Source organism: Achromobacter sp. MYb9 (genome assembly GCF_002975275.1).
Classification (GTDB): Bacteria; Pseudomonadota; Gammaproteobacteria; order Burkholderiales; family Burkholderiaceae_B; genus Achromobacter.
The window spans coordinates 136408-158096 of the sequence record NZ_PCOQ01000012.1 but is presented as its reverse complement, the minus strand read 5'-3'; the positions used below and the strand labels follow the sequence as shown (position 1 = coordinate 158096).

The following is a 21689-nucleotide window of genomic DNA, read 5'->3' as shown; positions in this document are numbered from 1 at the left end:
GCGTAGGTCGCGTCGTTGCCGATCAGCGCGCGCCGGTTTTCGCAGAGGCGGCCGCTGCCGGGGCGGCGCCGCGGGCGGGACCCCGGCGCCATTCGACCAGACCGATACCGATGCCGCTGGCGCAGATGATCGCGATGCCCAGCCAGGTCAGCGGATCCGGGAAATGGCCCCAGACCAGCCAGCCCACGGACGTGGCGCTGATGATCTGCAGATAGATGAACGGCGCCAGCGTCGAAGCTGGCGCGCGTCGATAGGCGGCGATCTGGAACAGGTGGCCCACGCCGCCGGTGACGCCGGTCGAGATCAGCAGGAACCAATCGAAGGCCGACAGCGATTGCAGCACGGGCAGGGCGGCCGGCAGCACGAAGGGCAGGGACAGCGTCAGGCAGGCCGTGCCCACCGCGCCGCTCCAGATCAGCGAGGTGAACGGATCGTCGCCCGCCACCCGCCGCGTGGCGATGAACTGGGCGGCGAAGCAACAGGCCGTCAACAGACCGAAGACGGTGCCCATCGGGTGCAGCCCGCCGCCCGGCCGGATGACGATGATCACGCCGATGAACGCGATGCCCGCCGCGACGAAACGCGACAGACGGGCGGGTTCTTTCAGAATCCAGGGCGCCAGCGACAACACCAGCAGGGGAGCCAGGAAGTTGATGGCCGTGGCTTCGGCCTGCGGGATGTAGCTGAGCGTCGTGAAGAACATCAGCGTGGCCAGGAACATCGAGCCGCCGCGGATCAGCTGTTCACGGGGGCGTTTGCTGCGCAGCACGCCCACGCCGCGGGCGGGCAAAACCAGCGCCAGCACCAGCACCAGATGCACGACATAACGGAACCACGACAGCACCAGCAGCGGCACGCCCGCGTTCATCACCCATTTTCCGCTGGCGTCCAGGCAGGACAGCGTCCACATCGATAACACCAGCAACAGAATGCCGACGAGCGGCCCGCGAGAGGCGGACGAGGCGGCGGGTTGCGGGCGACCGTGATCGGCCGGGGGCATGGACGGGCTCCTAATGGGGGAAACGGGCGGCTGCCATGATACGCTCATCCCGCCGGGGGAACAGGCCAATGATAGAACTACGCAACATCGAAACTTTTTTCTGGGTCGCCACGCTGGGCAGCTTTCGCGCCGCGTCGGAAAAGCTCAATACCACGCAGCCCGCAGTCTCTCAGCGCATCGCGTCGCTGGAAGCCGATCTGGGCGTGCTGCTCTTCGAGCGCGATGCGCGGGGCGTCAAACTGACGGCCAAAGGCCATGAACTGCTGTCGCATGCCGAGCGCATGCTGCAGGTGCGGCGCGACATGTTCGAGGCCGCGCGCGAACAGAACGTCATGATGGGCACGGTGCGCATCGGCGTGGCCGAAACCATCGTGCAGACCTGGCTGCCTACCTTGATCGAACTGATCCACACGACCTATCCGGCGCTGGTGCTCGAGATCGAGGTGGATACCACCCATGTGCTGCGCTCGCATCTGATGTCGCGGCAGATCGACCTGGCCTTTCTGATGGGGCCCGTGCTTGAGGCACGGGTCGAGAACCTGCCGCTGTGTACCTATCCGCTGGCCTGGGTGGCCAGCCCCACGCTGGATCTGGGGCCGGAGCCCTTGACGCTGCAACGCATTGGCAAGCTGCCGATCATCACGTACCCGTCGAACAGCTCGCCGTACCGCTTCGTGCGCGACATGCTGACGCGTGCCGGCGTGGCCGCGCCGCGCATGTATGGCAGCGCGTCGATGTCGATGGTGGTGCGCATGACGCAGGACGGCATTGGCACCAGCGTGATCGCGCCGGTTTTCCTGGGCAAGGAACTGGCGCGCGGCGAATTGCGTATCTTGCGCGTCGAAGCCGACCCGTTGCCGGCGCTGAATTTCACGGCCACCTGGGTGCAGGGGCCGGACAGCCATGCGGTCAAAGTGATCGCGCAGATGGCGCAAAAGGTCGCGGCGCAGGCGGAAGACGGCATCCCCGTCTAGGTGTTTTCCCCAGATGCCGCGCGCCGCCAGGCGCGTTCCTGCTTCGGTGGCGCGCCTTGAATTGGTGCGCCATCGCCCGCAAACCCGCGCCAATAGGCGGTTTGCGTAATTGTTGCCGCGCCGCACGCGCCAGACCCAAGAAATATTTATACCCCCATATCGGAACATACGATTGGACGCTGGGCGTCCCGGGCGATGCAATGGCGGCACACCAATAAGCAACGCCTGGATACACAGCGCGGGGGAAAAGCATGAATACGCATCCGTTCCAGCCTTGGACGCGCGCAGCGGCCGGTTCGCCGCGCCACGTGTCCGACTCCCGTCCCTGAGTCCCGAATTCCTAACCGCGTGCGATCAGGGTAACGGGATCCCGCGCGCGACAGACCATCCCGCCAGCCAGGAGTTTTGTCCATGAAGAAGTCTCTTGTTTTCGCCGCCGTCGCCGCCAGCATGCTTGCCGGCGCCGTCCACGCGCAAGATCTGCCCAAAACCCAGTTGAAGGTCGTGGGAGGCCTGTCCAACCTGACTGCCTACAACGACTACGAAAAGCCGTTCTGGACCAAGACCATCCCCGAGTTGTCCAAAGGGCAGGTCACGGCGGACATCAAGGGCTTCAATGAAATGGGCCTGAAGGGCCCCGAGCTGCTGCGTCTGATGTCGCAAGGCGTGGTCGAGTTTGGCACGGCCACCTTGTCGTACTTCGCCAGCGACAACCCGATCAACGAAGCGATCGACCTGGCAGGCCTGGCGCCGGACGTCAAGACCGCGCGCGCCGTCACCGACGCGTTCGAACCCGTCTACGCCAAGCTGTATGGCGAAGGCAACAACGTCAAGCTGTTGGGCATCTCGACCTATCCCGCCCAAGTGCTGTTCTGCAACGCAGAAATCAAGAGCCTGGCCGACATCAAGGGCAAGAAGGTGCGCACCAGCAGCCGCACCACCGCGGAATTCGTGGAAGCGCTGGGCGGTTCCAGCGTCACGATGGCGTTCGGTGAAGTGGTTCCGGCCCTGCAGAACAAGGTGGTCGACTGCGCGATCACGGGTTCGCTGTCGGGCTATTCGGCCAAGTGGTACGAAGTGTCGACCCATCTGGTCGCATTGCCGATCAACTGGAACCAGCAGATCCACGCCGTCAATCAGAAGGCCTGGGACAAGCTCGACCCCGCCGTGCGCACGTTCCTGCAAGCCAACGTGAAGACGCTGGTCGACAACATCTGGGAAGGTGCCGCGCGCCAGACGCAAGAAGGCTATGACTGCAACACCGGCGCCGCCGCGTGCCCGTTCCCGGTCAAGGGCAAGATGGTCCTGGTCGAACCCTCCGACGCCGATCGCGCGTTGCTGAAGAAGGTGGCCCAGGAATCTGTGCTGCCCAAGTGGGCCGCGCGTTGCTCGGCGCAATGCGTCAAGGACTTCAACGCCACCATCGGCAAGACGCTGGGCCTGACCGCCAGCAAGTAAGCGCCGACGCGCGCCGCCGCCTTGCGCGGCGGCGCGTGGCTCGGCTTGTCATTACGGGCGTTGCCCGCAGAGGTTTCATCCATGACCCAAACCGAACATTTCCGCCTGCTGGGCGGCCTGTTGCGGCGCGCCGAGCGTTTTTCTCGGGCCGCCGTGTGGGCCGGCGGCGCCTTGACGGTGGCCAGCGTGCTGCTGATCTCCTTTGACGTCCTGGCGCGCAAATTCCTGGGCTTCACGACCGGCGGCGCGGACGAGCTGTCCAGCTACGCCTTCGCCATCAGCACGTCGTGGGCGCTGGCGTTCGCCACGCTGCAGCGCGCGAACGTGCGCGTCGATGTGCTCTACCAATACCTGCCCGTGCGGCTGTCCGCCGTGCTGGACTGGATCTCCATGGTGGCGATGGCCGTCTTCATGGTGTTCCTGACGTACTACGCCTACGAGGTGGTGCAGACCTCATGGGCGCAGAAATCCGCGGCCAACACGCCGCTGGCCACGCCGCTGTGGATTCCGCAGGGGCTGTGGCTGCTGGGCCTGGCCTGGATGTGCATTACGGTCGCCCTGATGCTGGCGCGCGCCTCCGCCGCGCTGGTCACGGGCGATATCGAACTGGTCAAGCAGATCTGCGGCGTGCGTTCGGCGCAGGAAGAGGCTGACGAAGAAGCCGCCGCGGGCGAGCGCATGGTGAAGGGAGAGGCCGCATGATTTCCACCGCATTGACCTTATTGCTGGTGCTGATCGGCCTGTCCATCCCGGTGGGCGCGGCGCTTGGCGTGCTGGGCCTGATTCTGGATCCGCTGTTCTCGATGCTGCCGCTGTCGCGCGCCATCGGCGAAATCTCCTGGAGCTCGAACAACGAGTTCCTGCTGGTGGCGATCCCGCTGTTCATCATGCTGGGCGAAGTGCTGCTGCGCGCAGGGTTCGCCGAACGCATGTACGGCGCGATGAGCCTGTGGCTGTCGTGGCTGCCGGGCGGGCTGATGCACGCCAACATCGGCGCGTCCACCTTGTTCTCGGCCACGTCCGGCTCCAGCGTGGCCACCGCGGCCACCGTCGGCACGGTCGCCATTCCGCAGATCCGCAAATACGGCTACAACGAGCCGCTGTTCCTGGGCAGCCTGGCCGCCGGCGGCACGCTGGGCATCCTGATCCCGCCCTCGATCAACCTGGTCATCTATGGCGTGCTGACGAATTCGTCGGTGCCCAAGCTGTACCTGGCCGGCATCATCCCCGGCTTCGCGATGGCCGCCTTGTTCATGCTGACGGTCGTGATCGCCTGCGTGGCCAAGCCGTCGTGGGGGGGCAAGAAGATCCACGCCACCTGGGGCCAGCGCTTCGCCAGCCTGGTGCACCTGGCGCCGCCCATGGGCATCTTCTTCCTGGTGGTGGGCTCCATCTACGCGGGCCTGGCCACGCCGACGGAAGCCGCCGCGCTTGGCGTGCTGGGCGCGTTCATCCTGGCGGCCTGGTTCCGCCGCCTGACGTGGTCGATGCTGCGCGAAGTGCTGGAAGGCACGATGCGTTCCACGGCGATGATCATGCTGATCGTCATCGCGGCCAGCTTCCTGAACTTCGTCATGTCGGCCACCGGGCTGACCGACGCGCTGACCAAGTCGATCACCGGCCTGGGCCTGTCGCCGGGCTGGATGCTGCTGATCGTGGTGATTTTCTACCTGGTGCTGGGCTGCTTCATGGAAACGCTGTCCATGATGATCACGACGATCCCGATCGTCGCGCCCATCATGATCGCCCTGGGGTACGACCCGATCTGGCTGGGCATCGTGATCATCATCCTGGTCGAGGCCGCCCTGATCACGCCGCCCGTCGGACTGAACCTGTTCGTGGTGCAAAGCCTGCGCAAGGCGGGCTCCATGAGCGCGGTCATCGTCGGCAGCCTGCCGTTCGTGGCCGCCATGTTCGTGATGCTGGCCCTGCTGGCGTTCTGGCCCGACCTGGCGCTGTGGCTACCGCGCGCTTTTGGATGATTCCTTATCCGTTGCGGCGGCGGCCCGTCCAGGGCCGCCCCGATTCCACCCTTTGATTTCGCAGGACTGATATGAAAGCCGTATTCAACATCGACGACGCCAATCCCCGCCAAGTGGAAGTGGACTTCAACACCCTGATCGTGGCCGGCTGGGCCGGGCGCGACTTGGCTGCCATCGAGCACCACATCGAAGAGCTGGCCGCCATCGGCGTGCCGCGCCCGACCAGCGTGCCGCTGTACTACCGCATCGCCGACAATCAGCTGACCCAGGCGGAAAGCGTGCAGGCCGTGGGCGAAGATTCCTCGGGCGAGGTCGAAACCTTCGTGTTCGCCGTGGACGGCGAGATGTACGTCAGCATCGCGTCCGACCACACCGACCGCAAGCTGGAGACGGTCAGCGTGGCCATGTCCAAGCAGGTCTGCGTGAAGCCCGTGGCGACCACGGCCTGGCGTCTGGCCGACGTGGCCGACTACTGGGATGAACTCGTCATCCGTTCCTACATCGTCGAGAACGGCGAAAAAGTGCTGTACCAGGAAGGCCCGCTGTCCACGCTGCGCACGCCGCAAGACCTGATCGCCGGCTACACCGGCGGCGCGGCCGTGCTGCCGCAAGGCGCGGGCATGACCTGCGGCACGGTGGGTGCCATCGGCGGCATCCGCGCTGCCGCGGACTTCACCATGGAACTCTTCGATCCGCGCCGCCAGCGCACGCTGCGCCACCGTTATCATGTTGAATCGCTGCCTGTGGTGGCCTGATTCCGGTTTCGCACGGCATTGACCGTCAGGCGCGCCCCGGAAGGCTGCGCCTGTTCGCACTTTTTTGCCGCAAGGCGGCACTAGGACAATGATGGCTTCGACCTTGAATGAACTGAGCTTGGCCCTGCGCGAGGGCCGCACCAGCGCGGTGCAACTGACTGAAGCGGCCCTGGCCCGCGCCCGCGACGAGGCGGGCGAGGGCGCCCGCGTGTTCACGAAGCTGTATGCCGAATCGGCGCTGGCGCAGGCGCGCGCGTCCGACACGTTGCGCGCGGCCGGCATCGTCCGGTCGGCGGTGGAAGGCTTGCCCATCAGCATCAAGGACTTGTTCGACATCGAAGGCGAAACCACGATGGCCGGCTCGGTGGCGCGCGAAGGCGAACCGGCGGCCGACGAGAACGCCGAAGTCGTCCAGCGCCTGATCGCGGCCGGTGCCGTCATCATCGGCCGCACCAACATGACCGAATTCGCGTATTCGGGCCTGGGCATCAATCCGCATTACGGCACGCCGCTGAACCCGTACGACCGCAAGACCGGCCGCATCCCCGGTGGCTCGTCCTCCGGCGCCGCGGTGTCCGTGGCCGACGGCATGGCGGTTGCCGGCATCGGTTCCGATACCGGTGGCTCCGTGCGCATTCCCGCGGCGCTGTGCGGCCTGACCGGCTTCAAGCCCAGCGCCTGGCGCGTGTCGATGACGGGCGTGCTGCCGTTGTCCGCCAACCTGGACTCCATCGGCCCCATCGCCGCCAGCGTGCGCTGCTGCGCCGAGCTGGACGCCATCTTGTCCGGCGACGGCGGTCCGGTGCCGGATGCGCTGCCGCTGCGCGGTCTGCGGCTGGCCGTGCCAACGACGTTGGCGCTGGACGCCATGGAAAAGCACGTCGCCGACACGTTCGCGGCCACCGTGGCGCGTTTGAAAGACGCCGGCGCGCTGGTCGACGAAATTGCCATCCCCGAATTCGCGGAAATGGGCAGCATCAACAGCAAGGGCGGCTTCACCGCCGCCGAAGCCTGGGCCTGGCATCGCGACCTGATCGCCCGCGCCGGCAAGCGCTACGACCCGCGCGTGGTGTCGCGCATCATGCGCGGGCAGGACATGTCCGCCGCCGACTACCTTGACCTGCTGGACGCCCGCGAGGCCTGGGTGGCCGCCGTTGACCACCGCATCGCCGGCTACGACGCCCTGATCATGCCCACCACGCCCATCGTCGCGCCCGCGGTGGCTGACCTGTCGGCTTCCGACGAGGCCTATTACGCGGCCAACGGCCTGATCCTGCGCAATCCCACGCTGATCAACTTCCTGGATGGCTGCGCGTTGTCGCTGCCGTGCCATGCCGCAGGCACGGCGCCGGTGGGCTTGATGATCGCGGGCAGCAACGGCGCCGACCGCCGTATCCTGGCGATCGGCCTGTCGGTTGAAACGCTGCTGGCCGACCGCTGAGCGGCTGCCATTTCACCCTTGCATCGAGAGGATCTCCATGGCGCCCGCCGACGTAGTACGTAACCGTGTCGAGCTAGCCCGCGAGGCGCGCCTGGCGGCGCGCAGCGGGAAACTGACCGGCCCGACCGCCAATCTTGCCCCGGGGCATGTGCAGGCGAATCTGGCGATTCTGCCGCGCGCATTGGCGGCCCAGTTCCTGCACTTCTGCCAACGCAATCCCAAGCCTTGTCCTTTGCTGGCCATGTCCGAACCGGGCGACCCGGCGTTGCCCGAATTGGGCGTGGACATCGATATCCGAACCGACATTCCGCGCTATCGAGTCTGGAAGGACGGGGAATTGGTCGCCGAACCCACGGACGTGCGCGATTACTGGCGCGATGACCTCGTGTCGTTCCTGATCGGTTGCTCGTTTTCGTTCGAAGAGGCGATGCTGGATAACGGCCTGCCCGTGCGCCACATCGAGCAGGGCTGCAATGTGCCCATGTACCGCACCAACATCCCCACCCATCCCGCCGGCGTATTTGGCGGGCCCTTGGTGGTTTCCATGCGGCCGTTGAAAGCGGCGGACGCGATCCGCGCCATCCAGGTGACCTCGCGCTTTCCCTCCGTGCACGGTGCTCCCGTGCACATCGGGGACCCGTCGCTGATCGGTATTTCGAATATCGATCGGCCGGACTACGGTGATGCCGTCGAGATCCGGCCCGGCGAAATGCCGGTGTTCTGGGCTTGCGGCGTGACGCCCCAGTCCGTGGTCGCGTCGGTGCGGCCCGAGTTCTGCATCACGCATGCGCCGGGGCATATGCTGGTGACCGACCTCGTCAACAGCCGCATGGCGATGCTGTAGACAAACAAAAAGCCCATCGCCTTGTCGCGATGGGCTTTTTTCCATGCGGCCCAGGCGCGGGCCGCAAGGCAGTCAGGCTTTAGAAAATATGGCGGAAGCCCACTGCCGCGCCGACCTGATTGCTCTTGCCGGCGATTTCGCCGCTGGCGGCGTCGCTGACCTTGTTCCAGTCCACGGTGCCGTAGACTTGCGAACGCTTGGACAGCGCGTATTCCGCCACCGCGACCAGCGCGTAGCGCTTGCCCTTGTCGCCTTCCGTGACCACGTTCTTGCTCTGGTCGTAGTAGCCGGCGCCGGTGATGGCCCAACGCGGGGTGGCTTGCCAGGTCACGCCGGCGAAGTAGCCGTTGTCCTTGCGGTCCAGCCCCGAGGCGGTGGTGGTGCCGCCCATGACGGCGTTGACCCAGCCCGTTTCGTCGCGGCCGTTGTAGTAGCCGGCGAAGATCTTGGCGCTGTCGAATTGGTAGGACGCGTTCAAGTTCCAGACACGCTGGCGCAGATCGGAATCGGTGCCGTCGAAGGTCTGCTGATAGGCGGCGCCCAGGCCCAGCTTGCCAACCATGTAGCGCAGGCTGGCGCCATACTGCTGGCCGGCCTTGTGGTCTTCCCAGCTTTCGCCGTTGGCCCACGACAGCGCCACGGACAAGTCGCCAATGGTGTTGGCGTACTTGGTCATGTTGTTGGTACGCACGCGGCCCATGGCGGCGGGCATCCAGGCGTTCTGGTCGTAGTTGCCGATGGTCAGCGGGTCGAAGTAGTCGGCCAGCAGATCGTGCATCGGGGTGTTTTGCAGACCCAGGGTCAATTGGCCGATGCTGCCGCCATCAAGGCCCACGTAGGCCAGGCGGCCGAACGTCTTGCCGGACGCCGACGAATTGCCGTTCTGCAGGTTGAAGCCGTTTTCCAGGCGGAAGAAGGCACGGTTGCCGTTGCCCAGGTCTTCCGAGCCACGCAGGCCCCAGCGGCTGTTCGAAATGGCGCCGTTCTCCATCGAGACGCGGCTGCCTTCCTGGCCAACGCTGCCGGCGCTGGTGTTCAGGTAGCGGATGCTGACGTCGGCGATGCCGTACAGGGTGACGCTGGTTTCAGCCGAAGCCGAGCCGGCGGCCAGGCCAAGGCCCGCGAGGGCGAGGGATAGGGTGATGCGTTTCACTGAGGACTCCTCCTGTGTAGCTGTTTTTGATTGCACCGGGCTTGTGGCCGGGTGTGTTGCGCCGGGCGGATCGTCTGACGCCGGGCCGCGGCACCGACGCTTTGAGTAAGCGCGGGTCCGGAGCGTTGGCCCGAAAGGTATGACTGCGCCACATTGGTGCAACGTGTAAGCGCCAGGGGATTCTAAAAAAGTTACCGGTTGTATAGGGCCACTTTTTTTTCGGCGTTTTCCCTGGTTTACAGAATTCGAAAACAGGAGGCGCGGGGAACCATCGCCGGATCGTCCCCAAAAAAAACCCCGTTCGAAGAACGGGGTTTCAGCAGAGCCATGACGATTTACAAGGTCATGTGCAGTGGCAGCCACGTCGCGATGCCAGGGATGGCATAGAGCAGCAGGACCGCCAGGATCATCAGGAAGAACATCGGCAGCGAGGCGCGGGCGATGTAAGGCAGTTCCCGCCCGCTCATGCCCGACAGCACGAACAGGTTGAAGCCCACCGGCGGCGTGATCTGTGCCATTTCCACCACGAAAACGATGAAGATGCCGAACCAGATCAGGTCGATTCCGGCGGCTTGCACCGTCGGCAGCAGCACGCCCATGGTCAGCACCACGATCGAAATGCCGTCCAGGAAGCAGCCGAGCACGACGAAGAACACCATCAACGCCATGATCAGGCCGAATTGCGACAGGCCCAATCCGCCAATCCATTCCGCCAGTGCGCGCGGCAGGCCGATGTAGCCCATGGCCAGGGTCAGAAACTGCGCGCCCGCCAGGATCAGCGCGATCATGCAGTACAGGCGCGTGGCGCCCAGTAGCGATTGCTTGAACGTGGCGCGCGTCAGCGAGCCCTGCAGCCCAGACAGGATCAACGCGCCCACGACGCCTACCGCGGCCGCTTCCGTGGCCGTGGCGATGCCGGAGTAGATCGAACCCAGCACCGCGCCGATCAGCAGCATCACGGGGATGAGGTGGCGCGACCGCGACAGTTTCTGCATGAACGTCAGGCCCGGGTCGGCCGCGGGGACTTGGTCGGGGTTGCGGATCGCCCACCAGGCGATGTAGCCCATGAACAGCAGGGCCAGCATGGCGCCCGGAAAGATGCCGGCGATGAACAGCTTGGCGATGGAGACGTCCGCCGCCACGCCGTAGACGATCATGATGATGGACGGCGGGATCAGCAGGCCCAATGTGCCGGCGCCGGACAGCGTGCCCAGGATCTTGTCTTCCGGGTAGCCGCGGCGGGTCAGTTCGGGAATCGTCATCTTGCCGACGGTGGCGCAGGTGGCGGCCGATGATCCCGACACGGCGGCGAAGATGGCGCAACCGATCACGTTCGTGTGCAGCAGCCGGCCGGGCAACCGGTTCAACCACGGGGCCAGGCCCTTGAACAGATCCTCGGACAGTCGGGTGCGGAACAGGATTTCCCCCATCCACAAGAACAGCGGCAGGGCGGTCAGCGTCCAGCTGGACGAAGCGCCCCAGATGGTGACAGCCATGGCGTCGCCCGCCGGCCGGCTGGAAAAGATCTCCATCCCGATCCAGGCCGTGCCCGCCAGCGTCAGGCCGACCCAGACCCCGCAGCCCAACAGCACGAAGATCGAGACGACCAATAGGGTAATGACAAGAAGTTCATTCATGGGTTTGCTGCGAAGAAGCGGCGGGCAGGCCGCGTGTACGGCGGACCAGCTCGTCAAGAAGGGCGACCAGGAACAGGATCGTGCCCACCGCCATGGAGATCTGCGGGATCCAGAGCGGGGTGGCGTCGTTGGACGTGGAGATGTCTTGGAACTGCCAGGAGTCGTAGGTCAACTTGACGCTGAAGAACGCGAAGGCGGCGGCCAGCAGGCAACCGACGACCAGCGCGAAAATATCCAGGCGGCGGCTGGGGGCGGGGGCCAGCGAATTCAACAGCAGCGTCACGCGGATGTGTTCGCCGTGCTTGAACGTGCTGGCCAGTGCCAGGAAACCCGCCGCGGCCATGAAGTAGCCGGCGTAGGCGTCGGTGCCCGGGATATTGAAGCTGAGCTGGCGGGCGATGATCGCCGCCAGCACCGACACCAGCACGCCGATTGTGCACAAGCCGGCCAACAGGCCGGCCGCGCCGTAAAGACCATCTAGAAAGCGGCGCATGGAACTATCACTGCTTCTTGTAGGCGTCGATCATGGCTTGGCCGTCGGCGCCTGCCTTCTTCAGCCAGTCATCCAGCATGCGTTTGCCGATCACCGACAGGCCTTCCTTCAGCTCGACCGTGGGCTTGATGGTTTCCATGCCGTTCTTGGCCAGTTCCGCCTGATACCACTTGTTCTTTTCCTGCGACAGCTTCCAGCCGCGTTCTTCGGCTTGGGCGGCGGCCTTCTTCAAGGCATCCTGCGTGGCCGGATCCAGCGCGTCGAAAGCCTTCTTGTTCACGATGATGGCGTTCTTGGGCAGCCAGGCTTGCGTGTCGTAGAACTTCTTGATGTATTCGTAGGTCTTGGTGTCGTAGCCGGTGGATGCCGACGACATGTACGAATCGATCACGCCGGTGGCCAGCGCCTGCGCCAGTTCAGCTTGTTGCACCGTGACCGGTTGCGCGCCAACCAGTTCGGCGATCTTGGCCGTGACCGGGCTGTATGCGCGCCACTTCAGGCCCTTCATGTCGTTGATCTGCTTGATGTCGCGGTTGGCGAAGATGCCCTGGGGCGGCCATGCCACGGCGTACAGCAGGGTCATGCCCTGAGAAGCCAGCTTTTTTTCCAGGAACGGTTTCTGCGCCTGGTACAGCTTGAACGACGCGTCATAGCCGGTGGCCAGGAAGGGCAGGCCGTCCAGTTCGTAGATCGGGTCTTCGTTGGCGAAGTTGGTCAGCAGGATTTCGCCGATTTGCGCCTGGTTGCCTTGCACGGCGCGCTTGATTTCTGGGGCCTTGTACAGCGACGCGTTGTTGTGCAGCTGGATCTTCAGCTTGCCTTGCGACAGGGTGTCGACGTCCTTGATGAACGTCGTCAGGTTTTCCACGTGGAAGTTGCTGGCCGGGTAGGCGCTGGGCAGGTCCCACTTCGTTTGCGCCTGTGCGCCCGCGCTGAACGCCAGGATGATGCTGCCAGCCAGCAGCGAGATTTTCTTGTACATGAGTGGTCCTTCTTTGCGAATGATGAAGACGGGTTGTGCCCGATAGGCATTGCGAAAGAGATGGCCGCGCCGTTGTGGCGCGGCTTGAAAGCCGTGCCATTCTAGGGTGCTGCGGGGCAACATCGCGCACAAAAAAAGGGGTTTTACGGGTTAATCCTAGGCTGACGGACCCGCTATCGTTGAAGGTTGAATCTTTTTGCGTCGCGGCGTCGCCACGCATCCAGGGACCCGTTTTTCTTCTAAGATTGCAAGATCGAAAACGTAGTGCAGAGGCCCGTGTGAATTTCGTATTTCGCCGTGATGAATTGCTGGTTCAAGAAACGTCCAGCGTGCTGCCGGATATGGCGCTGTGTGAGCGCATCGGCCTGGCGCCCGCCGCCTTGCAGCCAGTCTGGATCACGCCCGCATCGCCGTACCGCACGATTCATGTGGACCCGGGGCTGGAAGCGCCCGAGGGCTACGCCTTCAAGAAGCTGCGTTCCTTGTTCGGGGTGCTGGACGACGAACGCATGGCGCTGGCGGGCCGGGCCTACCAGATCGCGGAATGGGCGCGCACGCACCGGTTCTGTGGTGTCTGCGGCACGCCAGCCGAACGGGTCGCGCACGAATTCTGCCTTCGCTGCCCGTCCTGCGGTTTCTCGGCGTATCCGCGCATTTCGCCTGCGATGATGGTGCTGATCCGCAAGGGCGACAGCATCCTGCTGGCGCGCCACACCACCACGGCCACGTCCCGCTACACCGCCTTGGCCGGGTTCGTCGAACCGGGCGAGAGCATCGAACAGACCGTGCACCGCGAGGTCTTCGAAGAAGTCGGCCTGAAGGTCGGCAACCTGCAGTATTTCGGCAGCCAGCCCTGGCCGTTCCCGCATTCGCTGATGGTCGCCTTCACGGCCGACTACGTGTCGGGCGATATCCGGGTGCAAGAAGACGAGATCGCCGATGCCCGCTGGTTCGGCCCGGGGGACGCCATGCCCGACATCGCGCCCCGTATTTCGATTGCGGGCTGGCTGATCCGAGCCAACCTGCCAATGGGCTGGTCTGCCCCCTGAATTCCCGAATTTGCTGGGTAAAACGCTAGGGGATTTCCCTCGAAATGGGGGTTTCCTGTCGTCTGATGGTTATTTTTTATGGATGAACTATCCATAAATTATTAGTATTTCGATCAGATCAACTTGGCTAGCGCCTTCCATGAGCTCTTCTCTGATCGCGTCGTCGTCCCATCTTGCCGACGGCAGCGCGCCCGATCTGTCCGAAGTCGAGTTCGGGCTGATGATCGCCAGCCACGCCTTCGACCGGTGGACGGTGCGCTGCATGGCGGCGGCCGGCCTGCCGGAACTGACGCCCACGGACGTCATGGTCTTTCACCATGTCTACCACCGGCAGCGTCCCAAGAAGCTGGCCGACATCTGCTTCACGCTCAATGTCGAAGACACGCATATCGTCAGCTACGCGCTGAAGAAGCTGGATCGCCTTGGCGTGGTGCAAGGCCAGCGCAGCAGCAAGGAAGTGTTCTATAGCGTCACGCCGGAAGGCGCGGCGATCATCAAGCGCTACGGCGAGATCCGCGAACAATGCCTGACCGCCGGCCTCGATGCGCCGGGCGGGGGCGGGCTGGAATTCAGCCGGCAGCTGGCGCACACGCTGCGCGCGTTGTCCGGCCTGTACGACCAGGCGGCCCGGGCGGCAACCTCTCTCTGATTCCCTTTCGGGCACGCCCCGTCACCTGCACTCCGACCGCGGCTTACGCGCCGCGGCCGTTCGTTTTCAAGGACATGTATGAAGAAGTGGCAATTCTGGATTGATCGTGGGGGCACCTTTACCGACATCGTGGCGCGGCGCCCCGATGGCACCACCACCACCGCGAAGATGCTGTCGGAGAATCCCGAGCAGTATCGTGACGCGGCGGTCGCGGGCATCCGCAAGCTGCTGGGCGTGGCGCCCGGGCAGCCGGTGCCTGTCGAGCAGGTCGACTGCGTGAAGATGGGTACCACCGTTGCGACCAACGCCTTGCTGGAACGCAAAGGCGAGCGCACCTTGCTGGTGACGACGCGCGGCTTCCGCGATGGTCTTCGCATTGCCTACCAGAACCGGCCGCGGCTGTTCGACCGCAACGTCATGCTGCCCGAAATGCTGTACGAGTCGGTCGTCGAGGCCGACGAGCGCGTGGCGGCGGACGGCGAGGTCATTCGCGACCTTGACGAAGCAGGCCTGCGCCAAAGCATGCAAGCCGCCTTCGATAGCGGCATTCGCGCCGTTGCCATCGTCTTCATGCACGCCTGGCACGCCACCGGGCACGAGCAGCGTGCCGCTCGCATCGCGAGCGAGATCGGGTTCACGCAGGTATCGGCTTCGCACGAGGTCAGCCCGCTGATCAAGTTCGTGTCGCGCGGCGACACCACGGTGGTGGACGCCTACCTGTCGCCGATCTTGAAGCGCTACGTGGACCAGGTGGCCGGCGAATTGCCGGGCATCCGCCTGATGTTCATGCAATCCAGCGGCGGCCTGACCGACGCGCACCGCTTCCGCGGCAAGGACGCCATCCTGTCCGGGCCGGCCGGCGGCATCGTCGGCATGGTGCGCACCAGCGAAATCGCCGGTTTCCCGAAAGTGATCGGCTTCGACATGGGCGGCACCTCGACCGACGTGTCCCACTATGCCGGCGAGTTCGAGCGGGAATTCGAAACGCAGGTCGCGGGCGTGCGCATGCGCGCTCCGATGATGAGCATCCACACGGTGGCGGCGGGCGGCGGCTCGATCCTGCATTTCGACGGTGCGCGTTTGCGCGTCGGCCCCGATTCGGCTGGCGCCAACCCCGGGCCTGCCTGCTATCGCCGGGGCGGCCCGCTGGCCGTGACGGACTGCAACGTGCTGCTGGGCAAGATCCAGCCCGACTTCTTTCCCAAGGTTTTCGGTCCCGACGCCAATGAAGCGCTGGACCGCGACGCCGTGGTGGACCGCTTCACCGCCATGTCGGACGAGGTGCGCGCGGCGACGGGTCGAGAGATGACGCCAGAGCAACTGGCCGAGGGCTTTCTCGAAATCGCCGTGGGCAACATGGCGGAAGCCATCAAGCGCATTTCAGTGCAGCGCGGCCACGACGTGACGGAATATGCGCTGACCGTATTCGGCGGCGCTGGCGGCCAGCATGCCTGCCTGGTGGCCGATGCCCTGGGCATGACGACGGTCTTCGCACACCCGCTGGGCGGCGTGCTGTCGGCCTACGGCATGGGGCTGGCCGATCAGACGGACATGCGCCAGAAGACCGTCGAAAAAGTGTTGGACGCCAGTCTGATGGGCCAGGTGAAAGACGAGCTGGATGAGCTGGCCTCGCAAGCGGTGGGCGAGTTGCGCCGCCAGCACGTGCCGGAGGGCGACATCAGCGTGCAGCGCCGCCTGCACCTGAAGTACCGCGGCACCGACACGGCATTGGAAGTGGCGTTTTCGGACCTGGATCAGGCGCGCAGCGATTTTGAAGCGGCGTACCGGCAGCGCTATTCCTTCCTGATGCCGAACCGCGAACTGGTGGTCGAGACCATTTCGGTGGAAGCCACGGGTGGCGGCGAACGCGTTGGCGAAGCGGCCGTGTCGCGCACGCGCGAGGGCGCGCTGGCGCCGCGCCGCGTGGTCGGCATGTACAGTGCGGGCGCCTGGCGCGACACGCCCCTGTATGTCCGCGAAGACATGGCGGGCGGCGACGTGGTGGCGGGCCCCGCCATCATCTCCGAGCCCAACCAGACCACGGTGGTCGAACCCGGCTGGCAGGCGGAATTGACGTTGCAGGACCACTTCGTGATCCGTCGCGAGGAAGTCCGCCAGGAACGCCGCGTGGTTGGCACGCAGGCCGACCCGGTCATGCTCGAAGTATTCAACAACCTGTTCATGTCGATCGCCGAGCAGATGGGCTATCGGCTGCAGAACACCGCGTATTCGGTCAACATCAAGGAACGCCTGGATTTCTCCTGCGCCATTTTCGACGCGCAGGCCCGCCTGATCGCCAATGCACCCCACATGCCCGTGCACCTGGGGTCGATGGGCGAATCCGTGCGCACGGTCATGAACGCGAATGCGGGCCGCATGATGCCGGGCGACGCGTATGTGGTGAATGACCCCTACCATGGCGGCACGCACTTGCCCGACGTCACGGTCATCACGCCGGTGTTTGATCACGACGGACGCCAGATTCTGTTCTATGTCGGGTCGCGTGGCCACCACGCCGACATCGGCGGCACCACGCCGGGCTCGATGCCGCCAGACTCCAAGACGGTGGAAGACGAGGGCGTGTTGTTCACCAACTTCCAATTGGTGAAGAACGGCGAGTTCCGTGAACAGGCCGCCCGCGACATCCTGGGTTCCGGCCGCTGGCCCGCGCGCAATCCGGACCAGAACATCGCCGACATGCATGCGCAGATCGCGGCCAATGAAAAGGGCGTGCAGGAGCTGCTGCGCATGTGCGACCATTTCGGCCTGGATGTCGTGCGCGCCTATATGGGTCACGTGCAGGACAACGCCGAAGAGGCGGTGCGCCGCGTGATTTCGGTGCTGAAGGACGGCAGCTACGAATACCCGCTGGACAACGGCGCGGTCATCCGCGTGGCCGTGAAGGTGGATACCGCTGCGCGCACCGCGGTGGTGGACTTCACCGGCACGTCGGCGCAGTTGGACAACAACTTCAATGCGCCGGGCGCGATCGCCGTGGCGGCGGTGTTGTATGTGTTCCGCACCCTGGTCAACGACGATATCCCGTTGAACGATGGCTGCCTCGTGCCACTGTCGATCATCGTGCCGGAAGGTTCGATGCTGCGCCCGAATCCGCCGGCCTCGGTGGTGGCGGGCAACGTCGAGACCTCCATGTGCATCGTCAACGCGCTGTACGGCGCGCTGGGCGTGCTGGCAGCCAGCCAGGGCACGATGAACAACTTCACGTTCGGCAATGCCCGCCATCAGTACTACGAGACCATCTCGGGCGGCACCGGCGCCGGGCCGGTGCGCATCGATGCCGCGGGCCCGCACGACGAGGGCTTCGCGGGCACGTCCGTGGTGCAGGCGCACATGACCAATTCGCGCCTGACGGATCCCGAAGTGCTGGAGTTCCGTTTCCCCGTGCGGCTGGAATCCTACGAGATCCGCAAGGGCTCAGGCGGTGCGGGCCGCTACCCGGGCGGCGAAGGCGGCGTGCGCCGCATCCGCTTCCTGGAAGACATGACGGCGGCCATCCTGTCCAATAACCGGCGGTTCGCACCGTTCGGTCTGGCGGGCGGGCAGCCGGGGGCGATGGGGCGCAATACGGTCGAACGGGTTGACGGCTCCATCGAGGAGCTTGGTCCGCAAGACAGCGCCCAGCTGCATCCAGGCGATGTGTTCGTCGTGGAAACGCCGGGCGGCGGCGGTTACGGCGCGCCGTAAGGCGGGCCCCGATGTCCGGTCCCGCTCAGTCGGGATCGGACATCACGTCCAATGCGATATCCGCCTTGTCCCGGCGGTCATAGACCCGCAGCGCGACGTCGTCGTCCCGAATTTCAAATACCGCGGTGGCAAGCGTGTTCTCGCCGTCCGGGTCCCTGGCATCCGTGCGCAGGATGGGCAGCGCGCCCAGCGTGTCATGCAGGGCGGCCAGCACGTCGGCGCCGCCGGTGTCGGGCGACCAGCCGTCCACGATCCCTTCGATGCGGTTTTGGCGTTCGCGCGATGATTCGGTGACGACCTGGGGCTGACCCCGGGTTTCGCGGTGGACCATATGGTTGGCGTGTCCGTAGCGCGTGCCGACATCCAGGATGGACACTCCGCCAGGCGTGGCCTCGACGCTGATCAGGCGCGGGTCCGTGGCGCTGCCCAACGTATGGTGGAAGCCGCCGGCACGCGGCAGGTCGCGAAGCAGGGTTGTCGCCTGCTCCAGCGTCGTGCAATCCAGCACGGCCCGCGCGAGCAACATGCGCGGCACGCCGGCATGCCGCTGGCGGGTGCGCAGGTTGTTGATGGTCTGCACCAGACCGGCCCGGTTGGCCCCGAAAGTATGTCCGGGCAACGAGCCAGGGTAGTAGAAGCTGAGATAACCGGGCGCGTCGTCCAGCGCGACATCCACCAGATGGCAGCGGCCGTACAGATAGGGGTCGCCGTCTTCGTTATGGCCGATCCAGCGTGAACCGTCGGCAGCCTTCAGGGCGACCGAGGTGCAGCCGTCCCCGGTGCTGTGGAGCAGGTCGCCGCGGCAATTCCAGAGCAGCACGTCTTCGACCGGCATGCGCAGGCCGTCCGCCAGCCCTTCAAGTTCTTCCCAAAGCGCCGGCAGCGCCGCGCGCGCCTGTTGTCCAAGTTCGGTCACATAGGCGTGCCCGCGCCAGGGCCGCAGGGCTTCCCAGGTGCTGCTTTGGTTCAAATATACCGACATGAGGGGACGGGCCAGCTTGCCCAGCGCCTGTCCAACCTGACGCCGATTTCCGGCAATGCGTACATATTTGTAGGGCATGGGGATTCTCCGGGTGTCATGGGGATTGTAATTTTTCTAAGCTCTGTCCGGTGGGGACGGATGCGTTAAGATCCCCAATACGTTGCACCGGAGACCCCGGCGTAGCCAGGAATCATGCCCCTACAACAACCCCGGGGTGCCGACGGTCCCCAAGAGGAGAGTTTCATGATCAAACGTAAAGTCGCCGCCGCCTTGGTCGGCCTGTCCGTGGCCATGTTCGGCGCCGTCTCCGGCGCCCAGGCCCAAGGCAAGGAATTGGTGGTGGCCACCGATACCGCTTTCGTGCCGTTCGAATTCAAGCAGGGTAATACCTATGTGGGTTTCGACATTGATCTCTGGGCGGCCGTCGCCAAGGAACTCAACCTGAAGTACAAGCTGCAGCCGATGGACTTCAACGGCATTATTCCCGGCCTGCAAACGAAGAACATCGACGCCGCGCTGGCGGGCATCACGATCCGCGATGACCGCAAGAAGGTCATCGATTTCTCGGACCCGTACTACGAAAGCGGCCTGGCCATTCTGGTCGGCGACAAGAACACCGACATCAAGGACGCCAAGTCGCTGTCTGGCAAGACCGTCGCCGTCAAGACGGGCACCGCCACGGTGGACTTCCTGAAGGCGCAGGTGCCGGACGCCAAGCTCAAGCTGTTCCCCAACATCGATAACGCCTATCTTGAACTGGCCACGGGCCGCGTGGATGCCGCCGTGCACGACACGCCAAACGTCCAGTACTACGCCAATACGGCCGGCAAGGGCCGTGTGAAGGTGGTGGGTTCGGTCAAGAGCGGCGACTTCTACGGCATCGCCTTCCCCAAGGGCAGCGAACTGGTCCCGCAAGTGAACAAGGCGCTGGCCACCCTGAAGGCCAACGGCCAGTACGATGCCATCTACGAAAAGTGGTTCGGTAAAAAGCCGTAATCGATGCGCATACGCTTTGCATTCGGGGCCGCCCGCCAGTAAGGGCGCCGGACGTTCCAACCGGAACGCCGCGCTCCGGCGGACGGCCCCGAGCCGTTTCCGCCGCCCGGCGGTCCCACCATGATGCGGCGCAAGATGGCGCCATAGGGGGAATATCGTGGAGTTTGACTGGGGTGTAATTCAAGCCGCGCTACCCAACCTGCTTGAGGGTACGCTGATGACCGTCAAGATCACGTTCTGGGGCTTGGTCGGCGGTTTCCTGCTGGGCGCGCTATCGGGCGTGACGCGGGCATACGGGCATCCGATCCTGTCGGCCATCGCGCAGGTATATGTGGCGGTCATCCGCGGTACGCCGATCGTCGTGCAGGTGATGTTCATCTACTTCGCCTTGCCGCTGCTGGCCAATCTTCGCGTGGATGCCGAGTGGGCGGCCATCGTCACGCTCATCATCAATTCCGGCGCCTACATTTCCGAAATCGTCCGCGGCGCGCTGCTGTCGGTGCACAAGGGGCTGAAGGAAGCGGGCCAGGCAATGGGTCTGCCGTTTCACAAGATCCTGTTCCATATCATCGGGCCGGTGGCATTTCGCCGCATGATCCCGCCGCTGGGCAATCAGTGCATCATCAGCTTGAAGGATTCCTCGCTGTTCATCGTGATCGGGGTTGCTGAACTGACGCGGCAAGGCCAGGAGATCATGGCCAGCAACTTCCGCGCCGTTGAAATCTGGTCGGCCGTCGCGATCGTCTACCTGATCCTGACCGGCTTGATGGCGCTGGGCCTGCACCTGGTGGAAAGAAGGATGCGCATACTATGAGCATGGTTGAATTCCATAACGTCACCAAGAACTTCGGCGAGTCCATGGTGCTGAACGGCATTTCGCTGAACATCGACGCGGGCGAGGTCGTGGTGGTGGTCGGGCCGTCGGGCTCGGGAAAATCCACGTTCCTGCGTTGCATCAACGTGCTTGAAACGATCAACGGCGGCGACTTGCTCGTCGATGGGCTAAGCGTGAAGGGCGACGCCGCGCAGGTGCGCGAAATCCGCCGCGAAGCCGGCATGGTGTTCCAGCAATTCAATCTGTTCCCGCAGATGACCGCGCTTGAGAACGTCATGTTCGGGCCGGTGCATACGCGTGGGCAAGACCGCGGTGAAGCGCGCGAACTCGCCCAGGGCTTGCTGCACAAGGTCGGGCTCAGCGAACGCATGAACCACTATCCGTCGGAGCTTTCCGGCGGCCAGCAGCAACGGGTGGCGATTGCCCGCGCGCTGGCGATCAAGCCCAAGCTGATGCTGTTCGACGAGCCCACGTCCGCGCTGGATCCCGAACTTCGCCACGAAGTGCTGAAGGTGATGCGCGACCTGGCGGAAGAGGGCATGACGATGGTGGTCGTCACCCACGAGATGGAATTCGCGCGCAAGGTGGGCAGCCGCTTGATCTTCATCGACGCGGGCAAGATCGCGCACGACGGCCCGCCCGCCGAACTGCTTAGCAATCCGCCCAGCCAACGTCTGAAGGATTTCCTGCAACACGTGGCGTGAACGGAGGCGGGAAATGAAAAAGCCGGCGCCAAGCGCCGGCTTTTTTTCGC

19 protein-coding genes are annotated in these 21689 nt (G+C 64.6%); 13 read left to right on the top strand and 6 right to left on the bottom strand.

All coding sequences use genetic code 11. The annotated features are described in order from the left end of the window. Window positions 1-22: 22 nt before the first annotated feature. Entirely contained in the window at window positions 23-1000 is a 978-nt protein-coding gene (locus CQ050_RS18410) for a DMT family transporter (protein WP_105558274.1), read from the bottom strand. 68 nt (window positions 1001-1068) lie between these two features. Between CQ050_RS18410 and CQ050_RS18405 the strand changes: the two genes are divergently transcribed. The 7 genes from CQ050_RS18405 to CQ050_RS18375 all read left to right on the top strand — a co-directional run bounded on the left by CQ050_RS18405 (window position 1069) and on the right by CQ050_RS18375 (window position 8454). Next, complete coding sequence (locus CQ050_RS18405) at window positions 1069-1974, top strand: LysR family transcriptional regulator (protein WP_105558273.1); 906 nt, start codon at window positions 1069-1071, stop codon at window positions 1972-1974. A 411-nt stretch (window positions 1975-2385) separates the two neighbouring features. Continuing rightward, window positions 2386-3432, top strand: coding sequence for a TRAP transporter substrate-binding protein (locus CQ050_RS18400; protein WP_105558272.1), 1047 nt, complete (start codon window positions 2386-2388; stop codon window positions 3430-3432). Window positions 3433-3513: 81 nt separating this feature from the next. Next, window positions 3514-4134: a TRAP transporter small permease subunit gene (locus tag CQ050_RS18395; RefSeq protein ID WP_105558271.1), complete on the top strand. Its 621-nt coding sequence runs from the start codon at window positions 3514-3516 to the stop codon at window positions 4132-4134. Then, window positions 4131-5414, top strand: coding sequence for a TRAP transporter large permease (locus CQ050_RS18390; RefSeq protein WP_105558270.1), 1284 nt, complete (start codon window positions 4131-4133; stop codon window positions 5412-5414). The genes CQ050_RS18395 and CQ050_RS18390 overlap by 4 nt, the downstream gene beginning before the upstream one ends. Window positions 5415-5485: 71 nt before the next feature. Continuing rightward, on the top strand, window positions 5486-6169 hold the full coding sequence (locus tag CQ050_RS18385) for a DUF2848 domain-containing protein (protein WP_105558269.1): 684 nt from the start codon (window positions 5486-5488) through the stop codon (window positions 6167-6169). Window positions 6170-6260: 91 nt separating this feature from the next. Further along, window positions 6261-7610, top strand: coding sequence for an amidase (locus CQ050_RS18380; protein WP_105558295.1), 1350 nt, complete (start codon window positions 6261-6263; stop codon window positions 7608-7610). Between the two features lie 37 nt (window positions 7611-7647). Continuing rightward, window positions 7648-8454, top strand: a complete 807-nt coding sequence (locus CQ050_RS18375; RefSeq protein ID WP_105558268.1) for a putative hydro-lyase — start codon at window positions 7648-7650, stop codon at window positions 8452-8454. A gap of 79 nt (window positions 8455-8533) precedes the next feature. Here CQ050_RS18375 and CQ050_RS18370 read toward each other — a convergent pair whose 3' ends face one another. The 4 genes from CQ050_RS18370 to CQ050_RS18355 form a co-directional block, all read right to left on the bottom strand. Beyond that, entirely contained in the window at window positions 8534-9607 is a 1074-nt protein-coding gene (locus CQ050_RS18370; RefSeq protein ID WP_105558267.1) for a porin, read from the bottom strand. Window positions 9608-9942: 335 nt separating this feature from the next. Continuing rightward, entirely contained in the window at window positions 9943-11244 is a 1302-nt protein-coding gene (locus CQ050_RS18365; protein ID WP_105558266.1) for a TRAP transporter large permease, read from the bottom strand. Then, window positions 11237-11737, bottom strand: a complete 501-nt coding sequence (locus CQ050_RS18360; RefSeq protein WP_105558265.1) for a TRAP transporter small permease — start codon at window positions 11735-11737, stop codon at window positions 11237-11239. The genes CQ050_RS18365 and CQ050_RS18360 overlap by 8 nt, the downstream gene beginning before the upstream one ends. A gap of 7 nt (window positions 11738-11744) precedes the next feature. Continuing rightward, window positions 11745-12719 carry a TRAP transporter substrate-binding protein gene (locus CQ050_RS18355; protein WP_105558264.1) on the bottom strand — a complete coding sequence of 325 codons (975 nt, stop codon included), beginning with the start codon at window positions 12717-12719 and terminating at the stop codon, window positions 11745-11747. Between the two features lie 278 nt (window positions 12720-12997). Between CQ050_RS18355 and nudC the strand changes: the two genes are divergently transcribed. From nudC to CQ050_RS18340, 3 genes are all read left to right on the top strand, one after another. Further along, window positions 12998-13768, top strand: coding sequence for an NAD(+) diphosphatase (gene nudC / locus CQ050_RS18350; RefSeq protein ID WP_105558263.1), 771 nt, complete (start codon window positions 12998-13000; stop codon window positions 13766-13768). Between the two features lie 139 nt (window positions 13769-13907). Next, entirely contained in the window at window positions 13908-14417 is a 510-nt protein-coding gene (locus CQ050_RS18345; protein WP_105558262.1) for a winged helix DNA-binding protein, read from the top strand. A 78-nt stretch (window positions 14418-14495) separates the two neighbouring features. Beyond that, window positions 14496-18122, top strand: coding sequence for a hydantoinase B/oxoprolinase family protein (locus CQ050_RS18340; RefSeq protein WP_105558261.1), 3627 nt, complete (start codon window positions 14496-14498; stop codon window positions 18120-18122). 25 nt (window positions 18123-18147) lie between these two features. Here the strand turns inward: CQ050_RS18340 and CQ050_RS18335 are convergent, their stop codons facing one another. Continuing rightward, window positions 18148-19182 (bottom strand): C45 family peptidase, encoded by a 1035-nt coding sequence (locus tag CQ050_RS18335; RefSeq protein WP_105558260.1) that lies wholly within the window; start codon window positions 19180-19182, stop codon window positions 18148-18150. A 165-nt stretch (window positions 19183-19347) separates the two neighbouring features. Here CQ050_RS18335 and glnH point away from each other — a divergent pair, with 165 nt between their 5' ends. The 3 genes from glnH (at window position 19348) to glnQ (ending at window position 21639) form a co-directional block, all read left to right on the top strand. Further along, window positions 19348-20100, top strand: coding sequence for a glutamine ABC transporter substrate-binding protein GlnH (gene glnH, locus CQ050_RS18330; RefSeq protein WP_105558259.1), 753 nt, complete (start codon window positions 19348-19350; stop codon window positions 20098-20100). 157 nt (window positions 20101-20257) lie between these two features. Beyond that, entirely contained in the window at window positions 20258-20914 is a 657-nt protein-coding gene (gene glnP, locus CQ050_RS18325; protein ID WP_105558258.1) for a glutamine ABC transporter permease GlnP, read from the top strand. After that, entirely contained in the window at window positions 20911-21639 is a 729-nt protein-coding gene (gene glnQ, locus CQ050_RS18320; RefSeq protein WP_105558257.1) for a glutamine ABC transporter ATP-binding protein GlnQ, read from the top strand. Before glnP ends, glnQ begins: the two co-directional genes overlap by 4 nt. Window positions 21640-21689 lie beyond the last annotated feature (50 nt).

Excerpts from the sequence above, each read along its gene's own strand:
- CQ050_RS18405 (WP_105558273.1), top strand. The coding sequence starts at position 1,069 with ATGATAGAACTACGCAACATCGAAACTTTTTTCTGGGTCGCCACGCTG.
- CQ050_RS18335 (WP_105558260.1), bottom strand. The coding sequence starts at position 19,182 with ATGCCCTACAAATATGTACGCATTGCCGGAAATCGGCGTCAGGTTGGA.
- CQ050_RS18410 (WP_105558274.1), bottom strand. The coding sequence starts at position 1,000 with ATGCCCCCGGCCGATCACGGTCGCCCGCAACCCGCCGCCTCGTCCGCC.
- CQ050_RS18400 (WP_105558272.1), top strand. The coding sequence starts at position 2,386 with ATGAAGAAGTCTCTTGTTTTCGCCGCCGTCGCCGCCAGCATGCTTGCC.
- CQ050_RS18360 (WP_105558265.1), bottom strand. The coding sequence starts at position 11,737 with ATGCGCCGCTTTCTAGATGGTCTTTACGGCGCGGCCGGCCTGTTGGCC.
- CQ050_RS18355 (WP_105558264.1), bottom strand. The coding sequence starts at position 12,719 with ATGTACAAGAAAATCTCGCTGCTGGCTGGCAGCATCATCCTGGCGTTC.
- CQ050_RS18375 (WP_105558268.1), top strand. The coding sequence starts at position 7,648 with ATGGCGCCCGCCGACGTAGTACGTAACCGTGTCGAGCTAGCCCGCGAG.
- CQ050_RS18395 (WP_105558271.1), top strand. The coding sequence starts at position 3,514 with ATGACCCAAACCGAACATTTCCGCCTGCTGGGCGGCCTGTTGCGGCGC.
- CQ050_RS18365 (WP_105558266.1), bottom strand. The coding sequence starts at position 11,244 with ATGAATGAACTTCTTGTCATTACCCTATTGGTCGTCTCGATCTTCGTG.
- CQ050_RS18345 (WP_105558262.1), top strand. The coding sequence starts at position 13,908 with ATGAGCTCTTCTCTGATCGCGTCGTCGTCCCATCTTGCCGACGGCAGC.
- CQ050_RS18340 (WP_105558261.1), top strand. The coding sequence starts at position 14,496 with ATGAAGAAGTGGCAATTCTGGATTGATCGTGGGGGCACCTTTACCGAC.
- CQ050_RS18380 (WP_105558295.1), top strand. The coding sequence starts at position 6,261 with ATGGCTTCGACCTTGAATGAACTGAGCTTGGCCCTGCGCGAGGGCCGC.
- glnH (WP_105558259.1), top strand. The coding sequence starts at position 19,348 with ATGATCAAACGTAAAGTCGCCGCCGCCTTGGTCGGCCTGTCCGTGGCC.
- CQ050_RS18390 (WP_105558270.1), top strand. The coding sequence starts at position 4,131 with ATGATTTCCACCGCATTGACCTTATTGCTGGTGCTGATCGGCCTGTCC.
- glnQ (WP_105558257.1), top strand. The coding sequence starts at position 20,911 with ATGAGCATGGTTGAATTCCATAACGTCACCAAGAACTTCGGCGAGTCC.
- CQ050_RS18385 (WP_105558269.1), top strand. The coding sequence starts at position 5,486 with ATGAAAGCCGTATTCAACATCGACGACGCCAATCCCCGCCAAGTGGAA.